This is a genomic window from Fructilactobacillus sp. X7R9C1, assembly GCF_059901005.1.
This window is the reverse complement of record NZ_JBWXVG010000004.1, coordinates 89274-115307: the sequence shown is the minus strand read 5'-3', so window position 1 is coordinate 115307 and position 26034 is coordinate 89274. Positions and strand designations below refer to the sequence as shown.

Sequence of the window (26034 nt, the reverse complement as noted above, 5' to 3'; positions counted from 1 at the left end):
GACTATATATGAAATATTTTGGAACAGATGGAATTAGAGGAGTTGCGAATAAAGACTTAACCCCAGAATTGGCCTTTCGGGCTGGTCGTGCAGGTGGTTATGCTCTGACTAAGCACAGTGTTCAAGATCATCAGCCACGTGTCTTGGTATCAAGAGATACACGAATTTCTGGACAGATGTTGGAAGATGCTTTGGTAGCTGGAATGTTGTCCGTTGGAATTGAGGTGGTTCAACTCGGAGTTGTCACTACCCCCGGAGTAGCATACTTGGTTAGAGATCAAAGTGCTGATGCCGGAGTTATGATTACGGCTTCACATAATCCCGCTGAGTTCAATGGAATTAAATTCTTTGGCGGTGACGGATATAAATTGTCCGATGACATCGAGGCTGACATCGAGAAGATTCTTGAAAGTGATACTGATAACTTACCACGTCCCTCAGCAAAGGGATTAGGCACTTCAGCAGAGTACACCGAAGCATCGCAAAAGTATCTTCACTTTCTGTCCCAAACGATTCCAGATGAATTAAGTGGGATTAAGGTGTCAGTTGATGCCGCAAATGGGGCTACCAGCAACTTGGTTCCCCGTCTTTACGCTGACCTTGGCCTTGACTTTAAAACAATGGCGACCTCACCTAATGGACTAAACATTAATGATAACGTCGGTTCCACTCACCCAGAACAGTTGCAAAAAATGGTTGTTGAAAATGGTTCCCAGTTAGGAATTGCCTTTGATGGTGATGGTGATCGGTGCATTGCTGTCGATGAAAAGGGAAACATCGTTGATGGTGATAAGATTATGTACATCTGTGGTAAGTATATGGATGCTAATGGTCGATTAAAGCATGACACCATTGTTACGACAGTGATGAGTAACCTCGGAATGTACAAAGCCATGGAAGCCAACGGCTTAAATAGTGTGAAAACTAAAGTTGGGGACCGATACGTGGTTGAATCAATGAAAGCCAATGGTTACAATCTAGGTGGCGAACAGTCCGGTCACATTGTGTTTTTGGACTTTAATACCACTGGCGATGGGATGCTAACCAGTCTGCAATTAATGCATATTATGAAAGAAACCGGTAAATCACTTTCCGAATTAGCAGACGAAGTGAAAAAATATCCTCAAAGTCTTGTTAACGTGAAGGTTTCTGACAAAAAGCACGCGATGGATCATGACAATGTTAAAAAGGCCATTGATGATGTTGAAGATGAAATGAATGGGAATGGTCGTGTCTTGGTTCGACCAAGTGGGACTGAGCCGCTGCTAAGAGTTATGGTGGAAGCTCCGACTCAAAAAGAAAGTGATAAGTATGCGAACAAAATTGCCGACGTTGTTAGAGACGACATGGGAATTGAATAAAGCAATCACGAATTAATAAAAGAGTTAACGTTTGTTAACTCTTTTATTATGCTTAAATTTTTATTAAATTTCGTTCATCGGTGCTATACCAATTCTAACTTATATTTGACAAACACTTGTGAAACCATTATTATCAAAGATGTTAAGTATATAAATAAAATTTAAATACATCTATACCAATTTTAAAGAGAGGTCATTCCCATGTGCGGAATCGTTGGAGTTACAGGCAATAAGAATGCGACATCCATTTTAGTTAATGGATTAGAAAAATTACAATATCGAGGATATGATTCAGCCGGAATCTTTGTGGAAGGAAAAGACCACAAAGATTATTTAGTGAAAACAACTGGAAGTATCGACGATTTAAAGAAAAAAATTGGACCAGAGGTTCAGGGAACTGCTGGAATTGGGCACACTCGTTGGGCCACTCATGGTGGAGTGAACATTGAAAATGCTCATCCTCAATTCTCAGATGACAATCGTTTCTATCTGGTTCACAATGGTGTGATCGAAAACTATGAACAATTGAAGAAAGAATACTTATCAGACGTTAAGTTTCATAGTCAAACTGACACCGAAGTGGCGGTCCAATTGGTTGATAAGTTTGTGACTGAAGACAAAATGAGCACGAAGGATGCCTTCATTAAGATGCTTTCACTCCTTAAAAATTCTTCATATGCTTTTATCTTAATGGATAAAGAAGATCCAGATACTTTATATGCAGCCAAAAACAAAAGCCCCATGTTGATTGGATTATGTGACGGTTTCAACGTAGTATGCTCTGATTCAATTGCCATGTTAGACGTTACTGATACTTTTCTTGAGGTGGTTGATGGTGACGTTGCGATCGTAAAGCCTGATAAGGTAACCATCCTTGATGAAAACCGTAAGCCAGTAGAGCGTCATCAGTTCAAGGTAACCATTGATCCAAGTGCGTCTGATAAGGGGACTTATCCTTACTACATGCTTAAAGAGATTGATGAACAACCCAATGTCATGAGAAAATTAGTTAAAGAGTACTTTGATGCAGACGGAAACATGAACGTTGGTTGTGGCGTAATGGATACCATCCTTGATTCAGATCGAATCTATATCGTGGGTGCTGGTACCAGTTATCATGCTGGATTAGTCGGTAAAGATTTGATGGAGAAGTACACTGGAATTCCAACTGAAGTGCACGTCTCATCCGAGTTTGCTTACGAAGATCCATTGCTTTCTAAGAAACCATTCTTTATCTTTTTGACTCAAAGTGGGGAGACCGCTGACAGTCGGGAAGTTTTAGTGAACGTTAACAAGCATCATTTCCCTAGTTTAACCATTACTAATGTTGCTAATTCGACCTTGTCACGCGAAGCAACTTACACGATGTTGCTTAATGCTGGTCCAGAAATTTCAGTTGCTTCAACTAAAGCATATACTGCTCAAATTGCAATCCAAGCCATTTTGGCAAAGGCCGTTGGTATGCGGGGTAATCGTCAGGTCGCAAAAGATTTTGATTTAGCACGACAATTGGGTTTGGTTGCGACTGGGATGCAGTCAATTGTTGAAGAAAAAGATAAGATTGATGAAATTGCTAAGAAATATTTCGTTGATGCTAAACAGGCCTTTTACATCGGCCGTGGGGTTGATTACACTGTTTCCCTTGAAGCAGCGTTGAAGTTAAAAGAAATTTCTTATGTCCATGCGGAAGGCTTTGCTTCTGGTGAACTTAAGCACGGAACGATTGCATTGATTGAAAAGGGCACTCCAGTGATTGGTATTATCACCCAGAAGAAGACCGCTGGATTAACTCGTAGTAATCTGGAAGAAACTGCAGCTCGTGGTGCCAGTGCTTTGACGATCGTGCGACAAAGTCTAGCTCAAGATGGTGATACGTTTGTTATCCCAGACGTTGATGAGTTGTTAACACCGCTGCTTAGTGTCATTCCAGCTCAACTAATTGCTTATTACACTAGTTTGAACAAGGGATTGAACGTTGATCGTCCAAGAAACCTTGCTAAAAGTGTTACAGTTGAATAATGTTTTTAAGAGCTACCATTCTTGGTAGCTCTTTTATTATGTTGTTGAAGCATCGTTGAGTACTGAACTTTCTTTACATTTTAGTAATTTTCTCGTATTATTTTATTATCGTGTCAGTTGTAATTTTGAATTTAGGAAGTAAACCATGACTGAAAAAAATTATAAAATTAAAGTACAAGATGTCACCAAAGAGTATGACATGTTCAAGACTCAATCTGACAAGTTAAAGTCGTTTTTCTCATTATCAAGGAAAAATAAAACCCCACATTTTTGGTCTTTGATGGGAATTTCATTTACCGTTCAGCCTGGTGAAGCATTGGGAATCATTGGTGTAAATGGTTCAGGAAAGTCAACCATTTCTAACATTATTTCTGGCATTATTCCGCAAACGACCGGCCAAGTTGACGTGCGCGGAGATACTTCGATCGTGGCAATTAACGCTGGCTTGAGAAAGAATTTAACTGGCCGTGAAAACATCCGAATGAAGTCATTGATGCAGGGACTTACAAACCACCAAATTGATGACATGATGGATGATATCATTGCCTTTGCTGATATTGGTGATTTTGTTGATCAACCAGTAAAAGACTATTCTAGTGGTATGAGGTCCCGACTTGGCTTTGCCATTGCCGTTCACATTAAGCCAGACATTTTGATTATTGATGAAGCCTTGTCCGTTGGTGACGATACTTTCTACCAAAAATGCGTTGATAAGATTGATGAATTCAAAGAAGAAGGTAAGACCATTATCTTTGTATCTCATTCACTAAAGCAGGTGCGTCTGTTGTGTGATCGGGTTGCTTGGATTAACTACGGGAAGCTACGGAAAATTGGTCCGATGGAAGAAGTCGTCTCCGAATATCAGAAGTTCATCAAGTGGTTTAAATCGTTAAGCAAAAAAGAGAAAAAACAATTCCAGAAAAAAGAAAAGACCATTCAGAAGAATTTTGATATTAATAAGTATCAAAAAGAAATTACTAATGAGTATGCTGAGGATCACCCGAATGATCCTAATCCAGCACGAACCATCCATAAGCGGTTCTATAGTGAAGTTATTCAAGAAAAGATGCCATTGACCACTAAGGTTATGACGTGGGCGGTTTTATTTGCCATGATTTTCTTTTGCTTGGTAAATGTATCTGGTCATCCAACGATGGCTGTTGTTAGACACCCAAGTTACATTGTTCATCCAAGTAAGAAGATGAGGTACCAAAAGAAAAATGGAAAATCAGTAATGGTCACTAAGCATGAATACAAGCAACTTGAGAAACATGCCTGGGGACAACGATAAAAATTTTGCTATTATTCATCAAAGTGAATAATAGCATTTTTGTTTAGGAGGAAGATTTAGATGGCAATGAAGAGTCATGAAACATTTACATTGATTGAGGAAATTACGCGATTAGATGGTTCTAAGTACCTTGAAATCAGCAACATGGTGCAGAACGGACGAGCTGAGCTTGCTGCAGAACGAAAAATGATTAAACAGGTTCGAATCCTTCAACTAAACATTCCTCACTCCGTTCATGTCATTAATTACGAGAACTATGTTAACCAGAATTATGTGATGCCAAAGGAAAACTTTGACCACTTTGAGGAGTGGAAACGAACCCCAGCAATGGATCATGAAGTCCAGATGATTTTAAAAGAGAACCATATTGGTTAAATCAATTGGCTAATCTTTTTGTGAATTAAATCATTAATATTTGTTATCACCAACCACCAAATATGGCATAATGAGTATGAATAATATTTGGAGGTGTTGATGATGACTGAAAAATTTTTAATTGGAACTTATACCCAAAAAACTAGTAAGGGCGTTTATCAAATTGAATTAAACAAAGACAAAAAACAGCTGGAAAATGCTCAGCTAATTGCGCAAATTAGCTGTCCAACCTATGTTGTTGAGTCTGATGACCATAAAATTTATGCGATTGATCGTAATCAAGATGAAGCGGAAACACGTGGTGGGATTGCTGTTTTTGATAGCAGCACCATGCCAGCTAAATTAATGCAAGAAGACATTGAAGTAGGTCCCTCACCAGCCTACATTACTGTAGACGAAGGACGCCAGATGGTCTATACAGCAAATTATCATACTGGTAATGTCATTGCGTATCACATTGAAAGTGACGGGACTGTCAAAGAATCACAGCGAATCCATGACGATGGAATGACCGGTCCACTACCAGAACAACAAAGTGGTCCTCATCCACACTATGCCGATCTAACTCCTGATGATCGCTTAGTGATTTGTGACCTGGGATTGGATCGAGTTTATTTGTATGATGTTTCTGACGCGGGTGAGATTACTCCTGTTAGTGAGATTCAGTTGTCACCTGGATTTGGTCCAAGACACATTGCTTTTGCTGAATCGACGGGAAAGGCTTACTTAATTGGTGAACTAAGTAGTAAGATTGCAGTTCTTGATTATAATGAAGAAGCTGGCATCTTTACCGTCCAACAGGTTGTTAAAACTATTCCCAATGACTACAAAGATGCTAATGGTGGAGCTGCAATTCGAATAACTAACGATGAGAAGTTTGTGTATGTTTCTAATCGTGGCAATGATTCGATTGCTGTTTTTAAGGTCCTAGATGATGGTGACTTAGAGCGAATTCAAGTAATTTCAACTGAAGGGGAATTTCCGCGTGATTTTAACTTTAATTCAGATCAATCCTTTCTAATTGCTGTAAATCAAAACACTAATAACGCAACCTTGTACGAGCGAAATCATGAGAATGGTAAGTTGTCTGTCATTCAAAAGGATTTTGCGGTACCAGAGGGAACCTGTGTTGCTCCTCGAAAATAGTTAATTTAATGAAAAGTTAATGCTTTTATAGCGTTAACTTTTTTCATTCCCTTAACAAATTGATATAATTAATTTAAACAGGTGGGGTGGAGATTTTGATTAAATTAATTGTGACAGATATGAACAAAACTTTTTTAAATGAAGCTAATCGATATGATGAGATTAAGTTTTTAAAAACGTTTCAAAAAATGAAACACCAAAACGTTAATTTTGCCGTCGCTAGTGGCGGACCGAATGATAAATTACAAAGCCTGTTTGTTGATTATCGGGACCAAATGGATTTTATTTCTCAAAATGGTTCAGTAATTTATCGTGGAAATGATTTAGTCCATGCCGAATCGCTGAATGATGATCAGATTAAACGGACGTTAAAGATGCTTTATGATGATTTTGGCCCTGACATTGTCGGGGTTAACGTATCTGGGCTTAAGCATACTTATGTAGATAAAAGGCTACCCGAAAAAATGTATCAGTTAATGAAACAATACTATAGTAATACGGTCCGTTTGAATGATTTGGCTAACATCACAAGTGAGAACACTGATGATCAATTAGTAAAAGTTGGTGTGACGTTTAAGCAAGGTGCAAACGTGATGCGAAAAGTTCATGAAATGCGACAGATGCTTCCAGATAATCTTGAGAGTTTGAACTCTGGCTTTAATACCGACCTAATTGGTGTAAAAGGGATCGACAAAGCAACTGGCGTGCGCTATTTGATGAAAAAATATGATGCCAATCCTGAAGAGGTTGTCACATTTGGGGATAATGAGAATGATTTAGGAATGTTGGATTTAACTCCGAATAGTTATGCTATGAAGAATGGCATTCGGGAGGCAAAGGACGCCGCTGGTCACGTTACCGAGTTTGATAATAACGATGATGGGGTTCTAAGGACAATTGATACCATTTTAGATAATCAGTAGTTTCATTTAGTAAGGTAATGACAGTACAAATATACGTGAGGCGATTAAAAATGAATAACGAAGAATTAAATAACATTGTTGAAGGACGTTTGGATAAGTACTTTGAAAAATATCCAAGTACTCCTGATGTTGAGATGTACAAGATTGAGTTGAAACGTTCAATCGTAAAAGATGCATTAGCTAAGATTTCAGATGAAGTTACGATTAACGATGCAATTAACCAGGCTTTTTCTGACTTTGGTGACATTGATCACGCTATTAATCAGATTGTTTTTAAAAGTCATGGAATCAAGGATTAAAATGAATTAGCCGTTGTGGCTTTTTTTATTAGGATACATATGATAATGTATTCATATGAAATAAATTACATATATAAGGAGAAAATCATGGATTCTAAGATTAATCCCAAAAAATTAGAAGAAGCTCATGAGTTATTTAAAATTTTGAGTAATCCGGTTCGGATTCAAATGTTAGTGTTGTTAGAAAATCACTTACTCAACGTTGGTGAGATTAGTGAGGAACTTGGACTTGAACAATCAGCTACTTCTCATCAATTGGCAATGCTTAAAAAGCATCAATTGGTAAGTAGCGAACGGAAGGGCAAGTCAAATTATTATCGCCTGGATGATCCTCATATTATGGACATTGTAAATGAAGGACTAGCTCATTCGGATCACGTGGTAAGGGGTGTCAAACATGGAAACTAAAAACGTGGTTGGGTATGGAATGATAATTGAGATGGTTGCGATTGCTTGGATGATAGTAGAATTTTCGGTTGGCTTAAAGGCCGGGATCGATGCCCACTCAATTGTATTAATTGCGTTTGGTCTTGATAGTTTGATGGAGATTATTGCTGGATTTGTTTTACTATTTCGTTTGGAAATTGAGTTTAAAGGGAGTTCAAAAATTGACATTAATCGAGTGGATAAGGTTGCCACGAAGATCGTTAGCATCATTTTGCTCCTTCTGTGTGTCTATATTCTAGTTACTTCTGGATATAATTTGTTTCAGCATGAAGGTGCTGATGGCAGTCTGATGGGGATCATCATTTCTATTTTGTCTCTTATTATCATGCCAATGATCGCCTATGCTAAGTATTGGATTGGGAAAGTAATTGGTTCTAACGCTTTAATTCAGGATGCCATGTGTAGTGTTACTTGTGCTTATCTTGCTGGGACGGTGCTTATCGGAGTTTTGCTTAATTATTTTTTCCATATTTGGTGGATCGATTCAGCAGCAGCAATTCTAATTGTTTTCCTTATTGGTAAGGAGGCATTAGAATGTCTTGTGGAGAGCTAATCTTGACAAGTGCAATTATAGAACTATAATAATAATTGTATAAAGTTTAGTTGTACAAAACTAAAAGGTGAGGTGTTAAGTATGAGTGAAAACAATTATCAATTTGATGTATTGTATTTAGGAAGTGGACATGGTGCTTTTAACGGTGCTATTCCATTGGCCCTAAAGGGTAAAAAAGCTGGCATTATTGAAGTTGGCAAGATTGGTGGAACTTGTCCTAACCGTGGATGTAACGCTAAGATTGCTTTAGACTTCCCAGTTAAGATGAAAAAAGACGTTGATAACTTCCAAGGACACGGCTTAGATGGAACTACTAAGATCAATTGGGCCGATAACGTTAAGCATGAAAAAGAAGTTATCAGTCAATTACCTGGTGGAATCGAACAAGGTCTAAAGAGTGTTGGCATCGATGTGATCCATGGGTATGGAAAGATCGTTGATGCGCACACCATCGACGTTGACGGTACCAAGTACACCGCTGATAAACTTGTTGTAGCAACTGGAGCTCATTATCACAAGATTGATATTCCCGGTGCTGACTTGGCATACGATGGAACTGATTTCTTGAACTTAGAAAAACAACCAGAACACATGACCGTTATCGGTGGTGGATACATTGCCATTGAATTTGCTACCATCGCAGCAAATGCTGGAACTAAGGTTACCATCCTATTGCACCATGACAAGGCCTTAAGAAAGTTTTATCAACCATTTGTTGAGTCATTACTTAAAGATCTTGAATCTCAAGGAGTTCAAATCATTCGAAACGTTGATCCTGAATCAATCGAAAAATCAGGTGATGGTTTTGTAGTCAAGACTAACAAAGACGACATTGACTCTGATTGGGTTCTTGACGCAACTGGCCGTGATCCGAACGTTGAAGGATTTGGTCTTAAAGAAGTTGGTGTTGATTACGATAAGAACGGAATCAAAGTTGATGATCATCTTCAAACTTCAGTTGACAGCATTTACGCTGCTGGCGATGTTCTTGATAAACAAGTTGGTAAGTTAACTCCAACTGCCATTTTCGAGTCAATGTACCTTACCAAGTTATTTACTGGTGCTACTACTGATCCAATTAAGTATCCAGCTGTTCCAAGTGCAGTTTTCTCATCACCACGAATTGCTGAGATCGGTGTTAGTGTTGACGAAGCTAAGGCCAACCCTGATAAGTATGATGTTAAAGAATCAGACCTTGCCACTGATTGGTTCAGATTTGCAATGCAAGAGAACAAAGGTAAGACCATTTCAATCACCGACAAACAAGGTTACCTAGTAGGTGCTACTGAGATCAGTTCTGAAGCTGATAACGTTATTAGTACTTTGGCACCATTTGTTGAGTATCACATCTCACCAGAAAAGATGAGCGAATTGATCCCATTGTTCCCAACACTTGGTTCTGAGACTTTGAATCATCTATAAAATAAAAAGTTCGCCAAATGGCGAACTTTTTTTTGTATCTAATTCTATTTAAGAAATTCCGGTTTTCTGAAATCAGGATCTGGATAAGTGTAAAAGCCTTTACCGGATTCAAGACCAATGTTACCTTGGTCAATCATATCCTTGAATTTTTCGGAAGCCTTTTTAACTTCTGGGTTAGTTGACATCTTAGTGATATCATACATGGTTTTCATCCCAATAATGTCCATAATGGCGAATGGACCAAGTGGTGCACCAGTTCCAATCATCCATGCCTTATCGATCGTTTCAGGATCAGAAACGCCATTGTTCCAGAGGACTAAAGCATCTGATAGAAATGGTACTAACAGTGAGTTCAATAGGTAACCCGGTTGTTCCTTGTTAACTAGGATTGGAACCATTCCAATTTCACGTGAAAACTGTTCCATCTCTTTTGGAAGATCCTTATTAGTTTTAGATTGTGACATGATTTCAGCGGTATTGTTTTTCCAAATTGAGTTAGCGAAGTGGTAACCCAAATACTTGTCAGGACGACCAGTAGCATCAGCAAACTGTGATGGTAGTAAAGTCGAAGTGTTAGTAACGATAACAGTATCTGGATCAGCTAAATCGTTGAACTTTTTGTAAAAGTCATTTTTAACATCTGGATCCTCAGAAAGAGCCTCGATAACTAAGTCAGCACCCTTAAGAGCGGCCTTTAAATCAGTGGTGTAATGGAGATGTTCCTCTGCGTTCTTGACCTGTTCATCGGTAGCTCCAATGTCTTTTTTTACTGCTTTTTCCCAACGAGCTACTCGCGCCTTAGCACGATCGAGTGAGCCGTCTGAACGGCCCCAAATAGTAGTGTTTTTTCCGTGAAAAGCCGACATGAAAGCAATTTGTGAGCCTAAGGTGCCTCCACCGACAATGACAACGTTATTGAATGTCATGGTGATTTCCTCCTATATATTTACTTATTATCCACTTCTATTCTATGCTAGTGAAAGCGCTTAAGCAACCTTCTTTATCTGTTATAAATGACAATGGTTGCAAGCCAGAGTAAATTAGTTAAAATATTAACTAAATTGTTAATGGAGGTTCAAAATGATGAGTGAGATTAGAAGGGTAACGATTGATGATATTAGTGCTTTACGAGCCATTAGTCGGGAAACGTTTGCCGAGACGTTTGGAACCGAAAATAAACCTGAAAATTTAAATCAATACTTGGATAATGCTTACGATCCGGAAAAATTAAAGAATGAAATTTCTGATCCTAATTCTCAATTTTATTTTGCCTACGTTGATGGAAAGTTAGCTGGTTATCTAAAGTTAAACGTTGATGATGCTCAATCTGAAGAAATGGGTCCGCATCTCTTAGAAGTAGAACGAATTTATTTGAAAAAAGAATTTAAACGTCACGGTCTAGGAACCGAATTGATTGATTTGGCTGTTAATGAGGCGCAGAAAAAAGGGAAAGGAAAGGTTTGGCTTGGTGTGTGGGAACATAATAATGCTGGACTGAAGTTTTATCAAAAAATGGGATTTAAGCCGGTAGGGGATCATGTATTTCAACTTGGCAAGAGTGCTCAGCGTGATTTGATAATGGAAAAGCCAATTAGTGGTAACATTAAGTAAGTAGTTAATAATCTTAATTGGGAAAGTTGGTTCTTTCGTTGTTATTTAATGGTATTTTTCTTTTAATTGCTAGCATCATTGCCGGAACGTTGAGTAGTGTCGTTGGCATGGCAAGTGTGATTCTTTATCCGGCGCTTTTGTTTGTTGGATTACCACCAATTATGGCAAACGTCACGATCACGGTGGGAATTATTTTTAGCGGAACAAGTGCCGTCTTGTCATCAAGACGAGAGCTCAAAGGACAGGGTTCGGTCACTCTTCACGTTATGCTATTTGCGGTCATTGGTGCGGTTATTGGATCAATTATCCTGTTACATAGTTCCAATAAGAGCTTTCAAGATGTTGCTCCCTTTGTCATCTTACTGTCCGGAGTTTTAATGTTAATTCCAAAACGACAGTCAACGTTTGCTTCTGAAAGTATTTCAAAAACAGCGAGTGCAATTGCCGCGATTGCCATTGTGATTGTCGGGATTTACGTTGGCTACTTCGGTGCCGGCGGCGGAGTGTTAATGGCTGCCATTTTGATTCGAATTATCGATGCACCATACGCCATTTGCAATGCGGTCCGAAATGTGACGACTTTAACCATGAACGCAGTATCAGCTGCCATCTTTATTTTTACTACCCCAATTAGTTGGAGTGCTTTGGTGGTGCTTGCCATTGGTCTGTTTATTGGTGGGTACATTGGCCCGATTATTGTCCGGGTAATTCCATCAGCTGTAATGAAGTACACGGTTGCGATTGGTGCGATTATCCTGGCTGCTTTTTTAGCATATCAGGCATATTTTTAAAAAAGATGAATGTAGGGAAATATTATGTGGAATTTAATTTTTTTAGTAGTGGCAGGAGTTGTTAGCGGGGTGCTTGAAAGTACGGTTGGACTGGCCAGTTTAGTTGCTTATCCAGCGATGCTTCTGGCAGGATTTGCACCGATCGTTGCAAACGTTACCAACACGGTTGGCTTTGCCTTTAGTGATTCAAGTGCCATTTTAGCGTCCCAAAAAGAACTTAAGGGACAAAGTAAAGTCATCTTTAAAGTCACCATCTGTGCTGGAATTGGGACCATTATTGGTTCTTTAATTTTACTTAACAGTTCGAATAAAAGTTTTGAAAATGTTGCCCCAATCATCATTATGATTTCGGGAGTTTTGATGTTGCTACCAAAGAGTCAAAAACAATTATCTGAAACGCATATGACTTTGTGGGGAAAGATAATTACCGCCATTGCACTTCTTTTTGTTGGGATGTATTTAGGTTACTTTGGTGCAGGCGGCGGAGTCATGTTAATTGCCATTTTACTTCGAGCTGTGAACCAACCCTATGCTGTTTGTAATGCAATCCGAAATTTTGTTTCTTTAATTTTGAACTGGATTTCGGCCATCATATTTATGTTTACAATGCCAATCAATTGGGTGGCTTTGATTGCCATCACAGTTGGGTTACTAGTAGGTGGATACATTGGGCCGTCAGTCGTACGTCATATTCCATCCAATGTTATGAAGTATGGAGTTGGGATCGGTGCCATTGTATTAGCGATTTGTTTGGGAATTAAGACTTATTAATAAAACAAGGAGAAAGTGGAAGTTTGATTTTAAAGTATTTCTTATTGATTTTTGCTGGGATTTTAAGCGGAATTATGGGAACCGCTGTGGGACTTGCTAGCGTTATTTCATATCCAGCAATGTTGGCTTCCGGACTATCACCAATCGTTTCCAGTGTGACTAACATCGTTGGTTTTGCGTTTAGTAACATGAGCGCAGTGGCTTCATCTCAAAGAGAATTAAAGGGTCAAGGTAAGACCATTTTAAAAGTGGTTATTTTTGCTGGAATTGGGTCTGCACTCGGTTCCCTGATTCTTCTTCGTAGTTCCAACAAAAGTTTTGCAGATATTGCACCAGTTGTCATCATGTTGTCTGGGATTTTGATCATGCTACCGAAGAGTCAAAAGCAGTTAATGAAAACCCATTTGGGATTATGGGGTAAGACCATTACCGCCATTGCACTGACGTTGGTTGGAATGTACTTAGGTTATTTTGGTGCTGGTGGTGGAATTTTGATCATGGCGATTTTAATGCGAGCCTTAAATGAGTCATATGCCGTGGATAATGCCATTCGAAATGTGATGTCACTAGTGATGAATTGGATCTCGGCTTTGATCTTTATTTTTACAATTCAGATTAACTGGCCAGTTCTGATTACGCTAACGATTGGATTGGTTATTGGCGGATACATTGGACCAGCCATTGTACGTCTCATCCCATCCAATATCATGAAGTACGGGGTCGGAATCTTGGCAATTTTATTGGCCATTTATTTAGGAATTAAAACTTACTAATCATGTTGCAACCAGCCTGTGATTATGGTACTTTTAAATCAAATAAGATATGACAATAAAGAGGACGAGTACCATTAATTTCTTTTATAGCGAGTCGAAGTTGGTGAGAGTTCGATAAAGAGTTAATGGGGAAAACACCTTGAGTTTTAAAGCTTGAACGAAGTAGGGCTAACGGTCGCAATCCGTTATCATTGTGTGAGTTGGTTTATGTTACATAAACAATATGGGTGGTACCGCGATGACCTCGTCCCTTTTTGAGATGAGGTCTTTTTTATTGTCTAAAAAGGAGTTGTTAAGTATGAAAGAACAAAACGTTTTAGCAAAAGATTTGTACACTAAGAAACACGATTTTGGTAATGAATCAGTAGTTCTAGAAGGATGGATTCGAACCATTCGTAATTCTAAAAAGATTGCCTTTATCGAAGTCAACGACGGTTCATACATTAAGAATGTTCAGGTGATTGTCAAGAGTGATCTAGATAACTTTGATGACATCATCAAACTGCCGATTAGTTCAACTCTGAAGGTGATTGGCAAACTCGTGGACACCCCGGATGCCCCGCAGCCATTTGAAATTCATGCGGAGCAAGTTAAGATTGAGGGTGTTTCTGATCTAGACTATCCACTGCAAAAGAAGAAGCAATCACTTGAGTACCTTCGTTCTATTGCACATTTACGTCCTCGAACCAATACTTTTTACGCTGTTTTCAAGATTCGTTCGATGGCAGCCTTTGCGATTCATGAATACATGCAAAAACACGGCTTTGTCTATGTAAACACTCCGATTGTTACTAGTAGTGACACGGAGGGGGCTGGTGAGATGTTTCAGATCACTAGCTTAGATCAAAATGACCTGCCAAAGGATGAAAATGGTAAAGTCGATTACTCAAAGGATTTCTTTGGTCAAGAGACGAACTTAACCGTTAGTGGACAATTACCAGTCGAGGCCTTTGCTCTGGCATTTAGAAACGTATACACTTTTGGCCCAACTTTTAGAGCTGAAAATTCGCATACTAAACGCCACGCTGCCGAATTTTGGATGATTGAACCGGAAATGGCATTTGCTGATTTAGATGACATTATCGAAACGTCTGAGGACATGCTAAAGTATGTCATTAATTATCTACTTGAAAATGCTGCAGAGGACCTTCAATTCTTAAATGATAACGTCGACGACAACTTACTTAAGTTGCTTCAGACAACTGTGAACGAGAAGTTTGCGCGGATCACGTATACGGAAGCAATTGATTTGCTTGAAAAAGCCGACGTTGAGTTTAAATATCCGGTTAAGTGGGGGATTGATTTAAAGGCTGAACACGAACGTTATCTATCCGAAAAAGTGTTTGGCAAACCCGTGTTTGTCACTGATTATCCACGTAATATCAAAGCCTTTTATATGCGTGATAACGATGATGGCAAGACCGTTGCTGCTTCAGACCTTCTGGTTCCAAGAATTGGTGAACTAGTTGGAGGAAGCCAACGAGAAGAGCGTGAGCAAGAATTGGCTGACAAAATGGATGAATTTCATTTATCAAAGGATGAGTACGAGTGGTACCTCGAATTACGTAAATACGGTGGCACTAAGCACTCTGGCTTTGGAATTGGCTTCGAACGATTACTGATGTATATCACTGGGATGGATAATATTCGTGATGTTATCCCTTATCCAAGAACCCAAGGTAGTATTAAATTTTAGACTAAAATGAGCCCATGAGAAATCATGAGCTTTTTGTTATCTTTTGTAACAATTCAAATGAAAAAATGATAGTCTATAAATAGCTATTAAATTAGTACAAATCGAAAAGGAGCGCTTTATATGGCAAAAAGTAATGGACTTAGTAGATTAGAAAGATTTTGGTTTATTACCATCATGTTAATCGGTACTTTCACCATGTCGATTAGTCAGTCATCACTATCGACGGCTTATCCCACATTGATGAAGTACTTTGATATTTCAGCATCAACCGTTCAATGGTTAACGACTGGTTTTATGATCATCATGTGTATCATGATGCCGATCAGTCCTTGGTTGTTGAACAACATGAGTTTTAAGAAACTCTTTATGGGAGTTTTACTGATGTTTGATCTAGGGACGTTAATCATTTTAATCAGCAATAGTTTTACGTGGGTGCTGATTGGGAGAGCCTTAGAGGCAATTGCCGTTGGAATTTTGTTTCCATCGTATCAAACGGTATTACTAAATATCACACCGGAAGATGATCGAGGAACGATCATGGGAGTTGCTGGACTAGTCATGGGTTCAGCTCTGGCGTGTGGACCAATCATTTCCGGAATCGTTTTGAAGTTTACCACTTGGCGTGGCTTGTTTGATGTCTTCATTGTGATTATCACTGCTGTATTCCTGATTTCATTCTTTGTGATGAAAGACGTTATGCCACGAATTAAATCAAAGTTAGATTGGCTTTCAATTATCTATTCATTTGGTTTGATTGGAATCTTGTACGTAATTAGTGAAATTGCTAAACCAAACAATAACTATGGAATGCTTTTACTCATCTTAGTTATTAGTATCGTTTTGATTGCGTTGTTTGTTTTCCGTCAGTTTAGGATCAGCAATCCACTATTGAACTTAAACGTGTTAAAGACCTTTAACTATGATTTAGCAGTGCTTTTGACCGGTTTCTCTTACATTTCATTGATTGTAGTTACGATCATTTTCCCACTGTACTATCAACAGGTACTGGGAGTATCACCATTCATTTCCGGGATGGCACTAGTTCCTGGAGCTGTTTTCTTAAGTATCTTGAACCCAATCACGGGTACGATTGTTGATAAAATTGGATTTAAGCCAGTTATGTTAACAGGAATGTTGATGATTGTGCTGGGCTGGGCCATTTTAGCCTTTTTCCCAATTTACAATATCTGGGGCATGATGATCTTGGCAATGCTAATTGAGGGTGGAAATGCCTTTGTCATGATGCCTGCGGTTACGCTTGGGGCCGATTCACTGCCAGAAGATTTGATTTCTTATGGAACGGCTTTAATTACGACGGTCAGACAGGTACTTGGGTCAACTGGAGTTGCGGTTGCAACGATTGTATTAGTTAGAGCAACTGGATTCTTCAAACTCAGTATGCCGGCAATGCCAGCTCAGGTTAATGGATTCCACATGGTTTACTGGGTCTTCTTGGTAATTGCGGTCATCGGATTATTGTTTGCGGTTATGATTAGAACGCCAAAAAAAGATCAAAAATAAATTAAAAACGTATTTTAGATGGAAATCAAATGATTTCCATCTTTTTTTGGTTAATTATAAATTAATTTCACAATATAATGCCAAAACTACTGAAATTAATGGATTTGCAATCGTGATGTAATCATTTGGTATTAATCCTAATCTATCATAGAAAGTGTATGATGATTGTAAAATAATGCACAATAATTAATAAAGGAGCTGGTAAGATGTTCAAAGGATTAATCAGAGGTGTAACAGTAGCGATTGCGTCGTTAGGTTTATTTGGTGTTGTAAACATCGCCACTAACCAAAATCGAGTATCCGCAAATAAAGTCCATTTTTCAAACGTTAAGCGGGTTGCTACTAGTGAGCTTGGTAAATCATATTCGTACGGTGCAGTCGGACCTAACAGTTTTGATTGCTCTGGCTTTACTCAGTATGTCATGGAAAATGGTGCTAATCGTAATATTGTAAGAACCGCACAGGCTCAATACGATGCTTATAAGCATGTTAGAAAGAGTAAAATCAAAAAAGGTGACTTAGTCTTCTTTGGTTCAAGTAAAAGTGACATTTACCACGTTGGGATTGCTTTAAACAAACATCAAATGATTGATGCGCAAAATCGTGGAGTGGTGATTGAGCCAATCCACGCCCCGTGGTGGCATTTAGTGGGGGTTTCGCGTCCAGTTTCATTTACTAAGAAAACAGTTTAAAGTCCCGTTAGGTTTTAATGAGCCTGACGGCTTTTTTGACTTCTCCAACTTTGCTGATTACTATGTAGGCAAATGTTGAAGGGAGTGCATTTCAAGTGCTAAGAAAAGACGAGCCATTTTTACCAATTACATCAAGAAAGGAACTTCGTGACTGGTTTGCTGAAAATTGCAAGAGAGAAGATTGTCTGTGGGTTCCAGTCAGCATGAGTAAAACCAGTGAAGAAAAGATGTTTTATTTGGATATCGTCGAAGAGGCACTGTGTTTTGGCTGGGTCGATGGTTTGCATAAAAGTTCGGATGAAACGGGACTAGCACAACGATTGACTCCTCGAAAGGAAAACAGTAACTGGACCGAGCTCAACAAGGAGCGGGCTCGAAGACTAATTAAACTAGGTTTAATGACTGAAGAAGGCAAACGAGTGTTACCAGATTTGTCTCCTAAATCGTTTAAGATTATTCAGCCCGTTAAACGTGCCTTAAAACGTGATCCGAAAGTATGGGATAACTTTAACCATTTTCCCGATTTGTACCAACGAGTTCGCGTTGATGGTGTTCAGTCCCGCTTGAAATTTAGTAAACCCCAATCATATAAACATCGGTTACGTAAGCTAGTAAAGAAGACGAAAGTCAATGAGATGTATGGTGGTTGGTGTGATGATGGAAGATTGTTGCATTATTAAGTTTTATTAGATTCAATGTTTACATCTGGCATTTGTATCTGAATTTAAACTTAATTATTGCTTCATAAGAATAATGACTAGTTAAATTTTTGTATTAAGTATTAATTAATTCTGATATACTTGGTTTATTAAATATTTTAGATAATCAATGAGGAATTAATTCAAATGGCTAAAAAATATTTAACCAGTGGGACACGTACCAGTCATACGTATCAGTTTTATAAGGAACGCAGAAATGATCCAAGTTGGCGGGAAGATTACTTAGAGGTTAAATCAAAACGAAGACGTAATTTTCTGATGAAATTAGTTTCAGGGGTTGTGATTGTATTGATTGGGTTCTTTCTGTTTAACCATTATGCTGGTGCTTTAATAAGTAGAATACAAAATGAGTTTAGACGGAATCCTTCATCAATAATTTCAAATCGAACTTTCAATCAACATAATTCAGCACAAATAACTCCTAAATCTTCTCAAGCAAAAACAGAAGCAACTCCAGCAGATGGTGACAATAATCAGGCTGAGAATGATGTTAAGCAAACAAGCACTTTGACAGAACCAATTGCTAAACAAATATTAGAGAAAGAAACACCTTATTTTCAAAATACGACTACTAATAAAATTAGTTATTGGAATTATGGTGGTAAACTATCTGGAGATCAGACGGGATATTGGTTTATAACTCAAAACGCTACTAGTGATATTGGATTAGAGGGGACCGTTAAAGATAATGGGGACGGAACTGCTCACATATCAGAAAACGTTGTTTCAAAAGCAACCGGTCCACATTCTTCAAATTTAGAAAAAGATGTGACAATTCCACGTTAAGCTTATAAAACACAAAAAAGCGAACCAATCAATTTAATGACTGGTTCGCTTTTAATTATGGAGGCGGCGGGATTTGAACCCGCGTCCGAGCATATTGCCTCCTGAACGTCTACATTCGTAGGCTAATCATTTGAAGTTCACTGTACAATCCGCAATTAGTCAATGCTAGCATGCACAGCTAATCTGATTAATCTCTTCATACTACTTCAGATGGGAGCAGTAAGCGTATCCTATTAAAGGTAGGACCTAGGACTGATCCATAGGAAAAATCAGCTAGATCTACGTCAAGCGCTTATTAGGCAGCTACGGCGTAAGAATTGTTATTATTTTTTGCAGTTATAATTAAACTGAGCGATTTGACGCATCGTCGTACGGAATGCAATTCAGGCTCAAACTATACCCGTCGAATCCATAACGCCCCCGACAGACACATTATTACTATACCATGATATCTGCCTAATTTACAGTGATTTAGATCAGGTTAAAATGCTTCAGTCCGTTGACAATTCCATGGTCGGTATTTTTGGTGGTAATGAATTCACCATGTGGTTTGACATTTGGAAGTCCATTACCCATTACGACCGGATGATCAACGTAGTCTAACATTGGGATGTCGTTATTACCGTCTCCAAACGCGTATGTTGGGATTCCAGTTAGTCCAGCAGTGTTTATTAATTGCTTGATTCCAGTAGCCTTAGAAACGTCATGAACGACCACATCAATTGAATAGGGCGAATTACGGTAAAAGGTTAGGACATCTCCAAAGTTTTCTACGTAGTCAGTATCCAGATCAGTATTGGTAACCACCATCATGTTAATAGGATTTTCGTGCCAATACTTTTTTGTGACAATGGTCGGAAGTGGAGCGTGGACGTGTTCAAAGGCTTTAACTGCCAATTCATCGTGATTGGTAATGGCACCACGTTTTTGGTTCAGTAAAACTAATGTATTATCGTGTTTTTCAACAAAGTTGTACAAACGATCAATGATTTTGGGGTTGATTGTATTAGAAAAGACTTCTTGGTTTCTTAACATTCCAAAATCACCGTTTGCGGCTACCACGGAATCAATCTTGGTTTTCTCTAACGTATCTCTGATTTCAAAAAGATTCCTTCCGGTTGAGATTACCGGAAGGCCACCGTGTTTTCTGATTTCATCCATTGCGTTTGCAACTTCATCGTTCACCTTTGAATGTTCATCAAACAAGGTCCTATCTAAGTCAAAAAATACTAAATATTTATACATAATCGAATCTCCTTTGCTTATTATTTTAACATATGACCTACTTTGCAATCCTACTAATTAATCGTGATTACATGTACAATGAGATAGGAAGCGATTTTTAGAGGAGAATAAAATAATATGAAAAAAGTTGAAATAACCGGTAAAGCCGTCAAAAAGTTTGAGGGCGGTTATCCACAAATTAGTGAAAAAGATTTAGTTAACGAAGCGGATTTTAGCAACGGCGAGGTCGTGGCTTTAATTAAAGGAGATCATTTCGTTGCCAGTGCGTACTTTGGCAAACAAGCTGGGGGAATCGGTTGGATTTTGGATCGTAAGGAAAATCAATCTATTGACGATCGTTTCTTTGGTCATTTATTTAGTCAGGCCTTCAGTAAACGGATTTTACTTCAAGATGAAGGCATTGATATTCATCGCCTGTTTAACGGACAAGGAGACGGTTTGGCCGGAATTACAATTGACAGCTACGATGGTCAAGACGTGATTACCTGGGAAAATGCTGGAATTTACCAATTACGAAATCAATTGATTCCAATCATTGTTAATCAATTGGGGAGTTACCAGAATTTATACGAGTATCAGCAGTTTGAACATGGTTCTGAAATCAAGTCAGTTGAAAACGCTAGTCCCGATCCTGTAGGCTCGGCCAATGTCTTGGAGGGTGAAGTAACGTATCCAATTAGTTTACAGAACGCCAAAACGACAGGATTAGACATCATTTATCGCGATGTAAGACAGGACGTTTTTGATCAATCACAAGATAAAGTTGGTCTAAATTTATTTTATGAGGGAACCGGAGTTGCTAGTGCCATGATTGGTGGTGGTAGCGTTAAGACCGTTAATGTTGACGATAGTAATCGTGCTAAATCTCAATTGATTAATGAAATTGATGCTAATGGATACATGATCGGTGCCCAAGAGGTCAGAAAAATGAGTGTCTTTGGGTACTTAGATTATGCGCAAAAACATGATTTGAAGTTTGACTTAATCACCGTTAACGTGCCTGTCTTTGTTAGAGATAAAAAGAATCGGTTTGAGATTAAGCGTGACTTACAAGCTCTCGTTAGTGCGGTAAGTCAAGTTGCTAGTAAGGATGCGTCCGTCTTCTTTACCACAGATACCAATAAAATGAATTCGAAAAGGTTTCGGTCTGAAATCTCGGATGCATTTGCCGCAAACGGTGTTAACGTTAATTTTGGAAAAACTTACTCTAACCCAAATGATTTTCCGATTGACCATGATTATGAACGTGAGGGATCGTTTAAAGGGATCAATGTGCGGATTAAATAAGAACTAATATAATAAAATTAACAGAGCAAAAACATCATTATGTAATTAATTTTTGTTGTATAATGTAAGCGATATTATAGAAAGTGGGGATAGTGTAATGGCTTATTTGAAATTTGATGATTCTAAGTTAAGCAAGTTTGTACATCCGGATGAGTTGCCTGAGATTCAAGCGATGGTGACTGCAGCGGATAAAGAGTTAAGGGATGGCACTGGTGCTGGAAATGATTTCCGGGATTGGTTAGATCTTCCAGAAAATTATGACAAAGATGAGTTCGCAAGGATTCAAAAAGCAGCTGACAAAATCAAGTCTGATTCAAAAGTTTTAGTTGTGATTGGAATTGGTGGTTCATACTTAGGTGCTAAGATGGCCGTTGATTTTCTGAATGGTACTTTTTACAACTCTGAACCTGATGACAAGCGTCGTGGTGTCAAGGTTGTCTTTGCGGGTAATTCACTCAGTGCTCCATATATTCATGATTTATTGAACTACATCGGTGACGATGACTTTTCAATTAACATCATTTCTAAGTCTGGAACAACCACTGAACCAGCAATTGCTTTCCGAATTTTCAAGGAAAAGTTAGTTAAAAAGTATGGTGAAGATGAAGCTAACAAACGAATCTATGCTACTACTGATGCTCATCGAGGTGCTTTGAAACAAGAAGCTGACGCTAACGGCTACGAAACCTTCGTAATTCCAGATGGTGTTGGTGGACGTTACTCAGTTCTTACCCCAGTTGGTTTATTACCAATTGCTGCTACCGGTGCTGATATTAGTCAATTAATGAAGGGTGCACTTGATTCTTCTAAGGAATACACCAATCCAGATGTTAATAAAAACGATGCCTATCGTTACGCTGCGTTGAGAAATATCCTTTACAGAAAGGGTTACACCACTGAATTACTCGAAAACTACGAACCAAACATGAGAATGTTCTCAGAATGGTGGAAGCAGTTAATGGGTGAGTCAGAAGGAAAAGACCAAAAGGGAATTTATCCATCATCAGCTAACTTTACAACTGATCTTCATTCATTAGGTCAATACATTCAAGAGGGGTTACGTGATCTGATTGAAACGGTTGTTAAATTAGATAAGCCTGATGACGATATTGCGATTCCAAAGGAAGAGTCAAACCTTGATGGTCTTAAATACCTTCAAGATGACACAGTTAACGAAGTTAATACCAAAGCCTATGAAGGGGTTGTTTTAGCTCATACCGATGGTGGGGTTCCAGTTATGACCGTTCATATTCCTGATCAATCAGAATATTCACTAGGTTACTTGATTTACTTCTTTGAAGTTGCGGTTGCTATTTCTGGTTACTTAAATGGTATTAATCCATTCAATCAACCAGGCGTTGAAGCATACAAGAATAATATGTACGCACTATTAGGTAAACCTGGTTACGAAGAATTAACCAAGAAACTGGATGCAGAATTAAAAAAGGAAAACAATAACTAAATAGACAAAAAGAACGGATTCAGTTGAATCCGTTCTTTTTGTATGGTCAATGATTTGATTGTAATAAGAGGGTTATTCCCATTTTCCTTCAAGAGTACGTAGCTTCTTAATTAAGCGTTGTTGTGCTCTTTCAAGATCATTCATTTGATCATCAACGTGACGGTTTTTGTCCATTCCACGTTTATCATCTCGAGTCGGCTTAGCAACCTTAGTATCACGTAAGTTATTGGTCTGATTTTCGTTTTCAATCAACTCTTTCACAACGTCCATTCGTTCGTTGTAATTAGATAATAAATCAGCGTTGAATTTATCTGAGTTTTCTTTTTGGAACTTTTCTTGATCTTTGATTAATTTTTTAAGTTCTTTTTCTTTTGAGTGTGCGTCCATATTGTCATACCTCCAATATAAAAAGAATAGCACTAATGCTGTTTCAATAGCAATCTAATTTTATAAATAAAAATGGTCTTCCGATTAATCGGAAGACCATTTATTAGTTTAGATATTATTTGTCAGTATCTTTACGTCTGAAGCCAAGTACTGCAGCAAGAGCAACCATGATAGAACCAATGGCACTCATAAGTAGTGTACTTGCTTGACCAGTTTGTGGCAAGATGTGACCATTCTTTTGGTCATTGTTTTTAACTGCAGAAGCTTGACCGTTATCCTTAGTAGCAATGTGTGAAGTTGTCTTATCATCATTGTTTACCTTAGCAGCAGTTTCTTTGTTTGAAGCATTCTTGTCAGAAACTTCTTTGTTTGAAACAACCTTAGCGGAAGTCTTCTTGTTAAGAGCTGCCTTTTGGTCAGTTGACTTCTTTGAAGCGTTCAAATCAACTGTGTTCTTCTTAGCAGTAGTGTCATTTGACAAGTTACTTACTTGTTCTTTAGGTGCTGCTGGAGTTTGTTGAACATTTTGTTGAACGTTAGGAGTCGTCTTTGAAGTTTTAACAGTCTCGTTAGTGTTGGCACTAGTATTTGATGATGCCTTTGTTGGTTGAACATTCAAGTTAACCGTCTTAGTGTTATTTTGTGATACAACACTAGTAGTTTGTTGTTTGCCATTTGAAGCAATTGGAGTTGGTGTAACACTAGCTGATTTATTAACAGTGTTCAATTGAGTAGTAGGGACACTAGCTCTCAAGTTGTAAGTGTATGCTCTGTTATTAGCACGTCTTGCAGCTGGAGTGCTTACGTTTTGTTGAACGTAGTTTGAACTAGCTTGGTTGTTAGCTCTTGGAGTATATGAATTGTTGTTAGTGTTTTGGCTTGGTGTGTAAGTACTTGCGCTTCCACCGTTAAATCCGTTAACACGTCCGAATAATACGGCACCAGGGAAATAACTAAGTGAATCGTTGTAAATAACACCACGGTTTTGAGCATCAAGCATTAAACCGTTACCTAAGTAGATTCCAACGTGGTAAAGATCGCCACCTTGAGAGAAGAATACTAAGTCACCCTTTTGAGCTTGACTACGTGAAATGTGTTGTGTAGCAGGGTATTGACTGTAAGTAGTTCTTGGAAGACTGTATCCAGCCTTGCCAAATACGTATTGAACGAATCCAGAGCAATCAAATCCAGCTGGTGTACTGCCACCCCAAACGTACGGAGTTCCAACATATTGTCTACCAATGTTAACTACTTGATCGGCATTAGTGTTTTGAGCTCTAAAGCTGACATTTTGAACTCTAAAGTTAGTTGCGGCTGCACGAGCGGCACTCAATTGAACGTTTGAGTAAGAATGAGCTGCTGGGGTAACATTGTTGTTTTGAGTGTTAGTCTTAACAGTTTCAGTCTTAGCTGATTGTGCAGGGGTAGTAGTTTTAGCATCAGCTTGTTTTGCATCATTGTTTGAAACTGGTGCTTGCTTAGCAGGTGTTTGTTGAGTAGTTTCAGATTTAGTAGCTGGGGTTACATTATTTTCAGCTTTTTCAGTATTTACTGGTTGTGCTTGTGTAGTAGCTTCGGTTTTAACTGAATCGTTGTTAGGAGTCTTTTGGTCAGCGTTGTTGTTTTGGTTGTTATCTGCTTTAGCAGAAACAGCGTTGTCTAAATTATTAACGTTAACATCAGTTTTAGCTGATTGTGCAGGAGTAACAGCTGCTGCAACCTTGTTTTCAATCTTGTTTGGTGTAACAGTTGATGTTTGGCTATTGTTTTTAACGGCATCATTGTTAGCATCATTTTGATTGTTTTGGTTGTTTTCAGCTACTTGATTATTATCAGTAGTTGCTGATTGATCGTTAGTAGTTGTAGCTTTTGTTGCATCATTAGTGGTGTTGTTTACATCATTGTTTGAAGCAACATTAGTTTGAGTAGTGGCATCTTTAGTAGCATTAGCATCGTTTGTTTGATTATCAACGTTAGTGTTAACTTTGGCTGCGCTCTTAGATGAGTCATTTTTAATAGTGCCGTTATCTTTCTTGGCACTTTGAGTAGCTTGTGCGTTATTTCCTAAGGCGTCAGCGTTAACAACGCTACTGGTAGTTAGAAGGCCACCGGCAACCATCGTAGTTGCAAGGGCAGCAAACATCCATCTCTTACCAGCTTTGTACATTTTATAGTGTAATTTATCATTATTCATATATTTAATTTCCTCCTTTGGAATATATAAACAATAACATCAAAACTATGTGAAAAAAAGAGTTAAACTCAAGCGTAACTATAATGATATAGTGCGAAACATTCAGGAAATGGTTTGTTAAACTAGTAATGTTTCAGTAACATTGGTGTAATATAACTGTGCTACTTATAAAATGTGACTAAACGGCTTGACCACGACGTTACGTAACGGTTAACAATGATTTATAGAGAGGTATCATGCATGCTTAAAATAAAAGAATGAGC

Annotated in this window: 25 protein-coding genes, 1 other RNA gene and 1 other annotated feature; of the genes, 21 read left to right on the top strand and 5 right to left on the bottom strand. The window is 38.4% G+C overall.

Annotated elements, in window-relative coordinates:
- The first annotated feature begins 8 nt into the window (after positions 1-8).
- From glmM to AC6UD0_RS04245, 10 genes are all read left to right on the top strand, one after another.
- Positions 9-1361 (top strand): phosphoglucosamine mutase, encoded by a 1353-nt coding sequence (gene glmM / locus AC6UD0_RS04290; protein ID WP_500708226.1) that lies wholly within the window; start codon positions 9-11, stop codon positions 1359-1361.
- A gap of 201 nt (positions 1362-1562) precedes the next feature.
- Entirely contained in the window at positions 1563-3380 is a 1818-nt protein-coding gene (gene glmS, locus AC6UD0_RS04285; protein ID WP_500694314.1) for a glutamine--fructose-6-phosphate transaminase (isomerizing), read from the top strand.
- Positions 3381-3525: 145 nt separating this feature from the next.
- Positions 3526-4671: an ABC transporter ATP-binding protein gene (locus AC6UD0_RS04280; protein WP_500708225.1), complete on the top strand. Its 1146-nt coding sequence runs from the start codon at positions 3526-3528 to the stop codon at positions 4669-4671.
- Positions 4672-4731: 60 nt separating this feature from the next.
- Positions 4732-5046, top strand: a complete 315-nt coding sequence (locus AC6UD0_RS04275; protein WP_500696028.1) for a hypothetical protein — start codon at positions 4732-4734, stop codon at positions 5044-5046.
- Between the two features lie 102 nt (positions 5047-5148).
- Positions 5149-6192 (top strand): lactonase family protein, encoded by a 1044-nt coding sequence (locus tag AC6UD0_RS04270; RefSeq protein WP_500708223.1) that lies wholly within the window; start codon positions 5149-5151, stop codon positions 6190-6192.
- A gap of 95 nt (positions 6193-6287) precedes the next feature.
- A complete protein-coding gene (locus tag AC6UD0_RS04265) occupies positions 6288-7115 on the top strand; it encodes an HAD-IIB family hydrolase (protein ID WP_500708222.1) in 828 nt (275 codons plus the stop codon).
- A gap of 50 nt (positions 7116-7165) precedes the next feature.
- Positions 7166-7414 carry a hypothetical protein gene (locus AC6UD0_RS04260; RefSeq protein ID WP_500694319.1) on the top strand — a complete coding sequence of 83 codons (249 nt, stop codon included), beginning with the start codon at positions 7166-7168 and terminating at the stop codon, positions 7412-7414.
- A gap of 87 nt (positions 7415-7501) precedes the next feature.
- A complete protein-coding gene (locus AC6UD0_RS04255; protein WP_500694320.1) occupies positions 7502-7822 on the top strand; it encodes an ArsR/SmtB family transcription factor in 321 nt (106 codons plus the stop codon).
- Positions 7812-8414: a cation efflux transmembrane domain-containing protein gene (locus AC6UD0_RS04250; protein WP_500706785.1), complete on the top strand. Its 603-nt coding sequence runs from the start codon at positions 7812-7814 to the stop codon at positions 8412-8414. Before AC6UD0_RS04255 ends, AC6UD0_RS04250 begins: the two co-directional genes overlap by 11 nt.
- Before the next feature lie 81 nt (positions 8415-8495).
- Complete coding sequence (locus tag AC6UD0_RS04245; protein ID WP_500706784.1) at positions 8496-9836, top strand: dihydrolipoyl dehydrogenase family protein; 1341 nt, start codon at positions 8496-8498, stop codon at positions 9834-9836.
- 44 nt (positions 9837-9880) lie between these two features.
- Here the strand turns inward: AC6UD0_RS04245 and AC6UD0_RS04240 are convergent, their stop codons facing one another.
- Positions 9881-10762 (bottom strand): 3-hydroxyacyl-CoA dehydrogenase, encoded by an 882-nt coding sequence (locus tag AC6UD0_RS04240; RefSeq protein ID WP_500694323.1) that lies wholly within the window; start codon positions 10760-10762, stop codon positions 9881-9883.
- A 157-nt stretch (positions 10763-10919) separates the two neighbouring features.
- Here AC6UD0_RS04240 and AC6UD0_RS04235 point away from each other — a divergent pair, with 157 nt between their 5' ends.
- The 9 genes from AC6UD0_RS04235 (at position 10920) to AC6UD0_RS04195 (ending at position 19196) form a co-directional block, all read left to right on the top strand.
- The gene (locus AC6UD0_RS04235) at positions 10920-11447 is read left to right on the top strand and encodes a GNAT family N-acetyltransferase (RefSeq protein ID WP_500694420.1); all 528 of its coding nucleotides are present in this window, start codon (positions 10920-10922) and stop codon (positions 11445-11447) included.
- 17 nt (positions 11448-11464) lie between these two features.
- On the top strand, positions 11465-12238 hold the full coding sequence (locus AC6UD0_RS04230) for a sulfite exporter TauE/SafE family protein (protein WP_500696035.1): 774 nt from the start codon (positions 11465-11467) through the stop codon (positions 12236-12238).
- 24 nt (positions 12239-12262) lie between these two features.
- Entirely contained in the window at positions 12263-13009 is a 747-nt protein-coding gene (locus tag AC6UD0_RS04225; protein WP_500701359.1) for a sulfite exporter TauE/SafE family protein, read from the top strand.
- 23 nt (positions 13010-13032) lie between these two features.
- Positions 13033-13782: a sulfite exporter TauE/SafE family protein gene (locus AC6UD0_RS04220; RefSeq protein ID WP_500696848.1), complete on the top strand. Its 750-nt coding sequence runs from the start codon at positions 13033-13035 to the stop codon at positions 13780-13782.
- A gap of 46 nt (positions 13783-13828) precedes the next feature.
- Positions 13829-14037 (top strand) — a binding site (T-box leader).
- A 43-nt stretch (positions 14038-14080) separates the two neighbouring features.
- Complete coding sequence (gene asnS / locus AC6UD0_RS04215; RefSeq protein WP_500708220.1) at positions 14081-15478, top strand: asparagine--tRNA ligase; 1398 nt, start codon at positions 14081-14083, stop codon at positions 15476-15478.
- 120 nt (positions 15479-15598) lie between these two features.
- Positions 15599-16999, top strand: coding sequence for a DHA2 family efflux MFS transporter permease subunit (locus AC6UD0_RS04210; RefSeq protein ID WP_500707343.1), 1401 nt, complete (start codon positions 15599-15601; stop codon positions 16997-16999).
- 206 nt (positions 17000-17205) lie between these two features.
- The gene (locus tag AC6UD0_RS04205) at positions 17206-17691 is read left to right on the top strand and encodes a C40 family peptidase (RefSeq protein ID WP_500696040.1); all 486 of its coding nucleotides are present in this window, start codon (positions 17206-17208) and stop codon (positions 17689-17691) included.
- A gap of 95 nt (positions 17692-17786) precedes the next feature.
- Positions 17787-18371 carry a YdeI/OmpD-associated family protein gene (locus tag AC6UD0_RS04200; protein WP_500696041.1) on the top strand — a complete coding sequence of 195 codons (585 nt, stop codon included), beginning with the start codon at positions 17787-17789 and terminating at the stop codon, positions 18369-18371.
- A gap of 165 nt (positions 18372-18536) precedes the next feature.
- Positions 18537-19196 (top strand): hypothetical protein, encoded by a 660-nt coding sequence (locus AC6UD0_RS04195; RefSeq protein ID WP_500707344.1) that lies wholly within the window; start codon positions 18537-18539, stop codon positions 19194-19196.
- A 55-nt stretch (positions 19197-19251) separates the two neighbouring features.
- On the opposite strand, the gene ssrA is transcribed toward AC6UD0_RS04195, so the two are convergent.
- Positions 19252-19618: a transfer-messenger RNA gene (gene ssrA, locus AC6UD0_RS04190) on the bottom strand.
- A gap of 49 nt (positions 19619-19667) precedes the next feature.
- Complete coding sequence (locus AC6UD0_RS04185; RefSeq protein WP_500694333.1) at positions 19668-20441, bottom strand: Cof-type HAD-IIB family hydrolase; 774 nt, start codon at positions 20439-20441, stop codon at positions 19668-19670.
- A gap of 117 nt (positions 20442-20558) precedes the next feature.
- On the opposite strand from AC6UD0_RS04185, the gene AC6UD0_RS04180 reads away from it, so the two are divergent.
- Positions 20559-21728: a class I SAM-dependent methyltransferase gene (locus AC6UD0_RS04180; protein ID WP_500694334.1), complete on the top strand. Its 1170-nt coding sequence runs from the start codon at positions 20559-20561 to the stop codon at positions 21726-21728.
- Between the two features lie 97 nt (positions 21729-21825).
- Positions 21826-23190, top strand: a complete 1365-nt coding sequence (locus AC6UD0_RS04175) for a glucose-6-phosphate isomerase (RefSeq protein WP_500694335.1) — start codon at positions 21826-21828, stop codon at positions 23188-23190.
- A 72-nt stretch (positions 23191-23262) separates the two neighbouring features.
- Here the strand turns inward: AC6UD0_RS04175 and AC6UD0_RS04170 are convergent, their stop codons facing one another.
- Both AC6UD0_RS04170 and AC6UD0_RS04165 read right to left on the bottom strand, forming a co-directional pair.
- Positions 23263-23577 carry a hypothetical protein gene (locus AC6UD0_RS04170; protein ID WP_500694336.1) on the bottom strand — a complete coding sequence of 105 codons (315 nt, stop codon included), beginning with the start codon at positions 23575-23577 and terminating at the stop codon, positions 23263-23265.
- Positions 23578-23692: 115 nt separating this feature from the next.
- Positions 23693-25771, bottom strand: coding sequence for an NlpC/P60 family protein (locus tag AC6UD0_RS04165; protein ID WP_500708219.1), 2079 nt, complete (start codon positions 25769-25771; stop codon positions 23693-23695).
- Positions 25772-26034 lie beyond the last annotated feature (263 nt).

Excerpts from the sequence above, each read along its gene's own strand:
- AC6UD0_RS04280 (WP_500708225.1), top strand. The coding sequence starts at position 3,526 with ATGACTGAAAAAAATTATAAAATTAAAGTACAAGATGTCACCAAAGAG.
- AC6UD0_RS04195 (WP_500707344.1), top strand. The coding sequence starts at position 18,537 with ATGGCTAAAAAATATTTAACCAGTGGGACACGTACCAGTCATACGTAT.
- AC6UD0_RS04270 (WP_500708223.1), top strand. The coding sequence starts at position 5,149 with ATGACTGAAAAATTTTTAATTGGAACTTATACCCAAAAAACTAGTAAG.
- AC6UD0_RS04255 (WP_500694320.1), top strand. The coding sequence starts at position 7,502 with ATGGATTCTAAGATTAATCCCAAAAAATTAGAAGAAGCTCATGAGTTA.
- AC6UD0_RS04165 (WP_500708219.1), bottom strand. The coding sequence starts at position 25,771 with ATGAATAATGATAAATTACACTATAAAATGTACAAAGCTGGTAAGAGA.
- AC6UD0_RS04180 (WP_500694334.1), top strand. The coding sequence starts at position 20,559 with ATGAAAAAAGTTGAAATAACCGGTAAAGCCGTCAAAAAGTTTGAGGGC.
- AC6UD0_RS04275 (WP_500696028.1), top strand. The coding sequence starts at position 4,732 with ATGGCAATGAAGAGTCATGAAACATTTACATTGATTGAGGAAATTACG.
- AC6UD0_RS04205 (WP_500696040.1), top strand. The coding sequence starts at position 17,206 with ATGTTCAAAGGATTAATCAGAGGTGTAACAGTAGCGATTGCGTCGTTA.
- glmM (WP_500708226.1), top strand. The coding sequence starts at position 9 with ATGAAATATTTTGGAACAGATGGAATTAGAGGAGTTGCGAATAAAGAC.
- AC6UD0_RS04170 (WP_500694336.1), bottom strand. The coding sequence starts at position 23,577 with ATGGACGCACACTCAAAAGAAAAAGAACTTAAAAAATTAATCAAAGAT.
- AC6UD0_RS04235 (WP_500694420.1), top strand. The coding sequence starts at position 10,920 with ATGAGTGAGATTAGAAGGGTAACGATTGATGATATTAGTGCTTTACGA.
- AC6UD0_RS04250 (WP_500706785.1), top strand. The coding sequence starts at position 7,812 with ATGGAAACTAAAAACGTGGTTGGGTATGGAATGATAATTGAGATGGTT.
- AC6UD0_RS04260 (WP_500694319.1), top strand. The coding sequence starts at position 7,166 with ATGAATAACGAAGAATTAAATAACATTGTTGAAGGACGTTTGGATAAG.
- AC6UD0_RS04210 (WP_500707343.1), top strand. The coding sequence starts at position 15,599 with ATGGCAAAAAGTAATGGACTTAGTAGATTAGAAAGATTTTGGTTTATT.
- AC6UD0_RS04245 (WP_500706784.1), top strand. The coding sequence starts at position 8,496 with ATGAGTGAAAACAATTATCAATTTGATGTATTGTATTTAGGAAGTGGA.
- asnS (WP_500708220.1), top strand. The coding sequence starts at position 14,081 with ATGAAAGAACAAAACGTTTTAGCAAAAGATTTGTACACTAAGAAACAC.
- glmS (WP_500694314.1), top strand. The coding sequence starts at position 1,563 with ATGTGCGGAATCGTTGGAGTTACAGGCAATAAGAATGCGACATCCATT.
- AC6UD0_RS04225 (WP_500701359.1), top strand. The coding sequence starts at position 12,263 with ATGTGGAATTTAATTTTTTTAGTAGTGGCAGGAGTTGTTAGCGGGGTG.
- AC6UD0_RS04185 (WP_500694333.1), bottom strand. The coding sequence starts at position 20,441 with ATGTATAAATATTTAGTATTTTTTGACTTAGATAGGACCTTGTTTGAT.
- AC6UD0_RS04175 (WP_500694335.1), top strand. The coding sequence starts at position 21,826 with ATGGCTTATTTGAAATTTGATGATTCTAAGTTAAGCAAGTTTGTACAT.
- AC6UD0_RS04240 (WP_500694323.1), bottom strand. The coding sequence starts at position 10,762 with ATGACATTCAATAACGTTGTCATTGTCGGTGGAGGCACCTTAGGCTCA.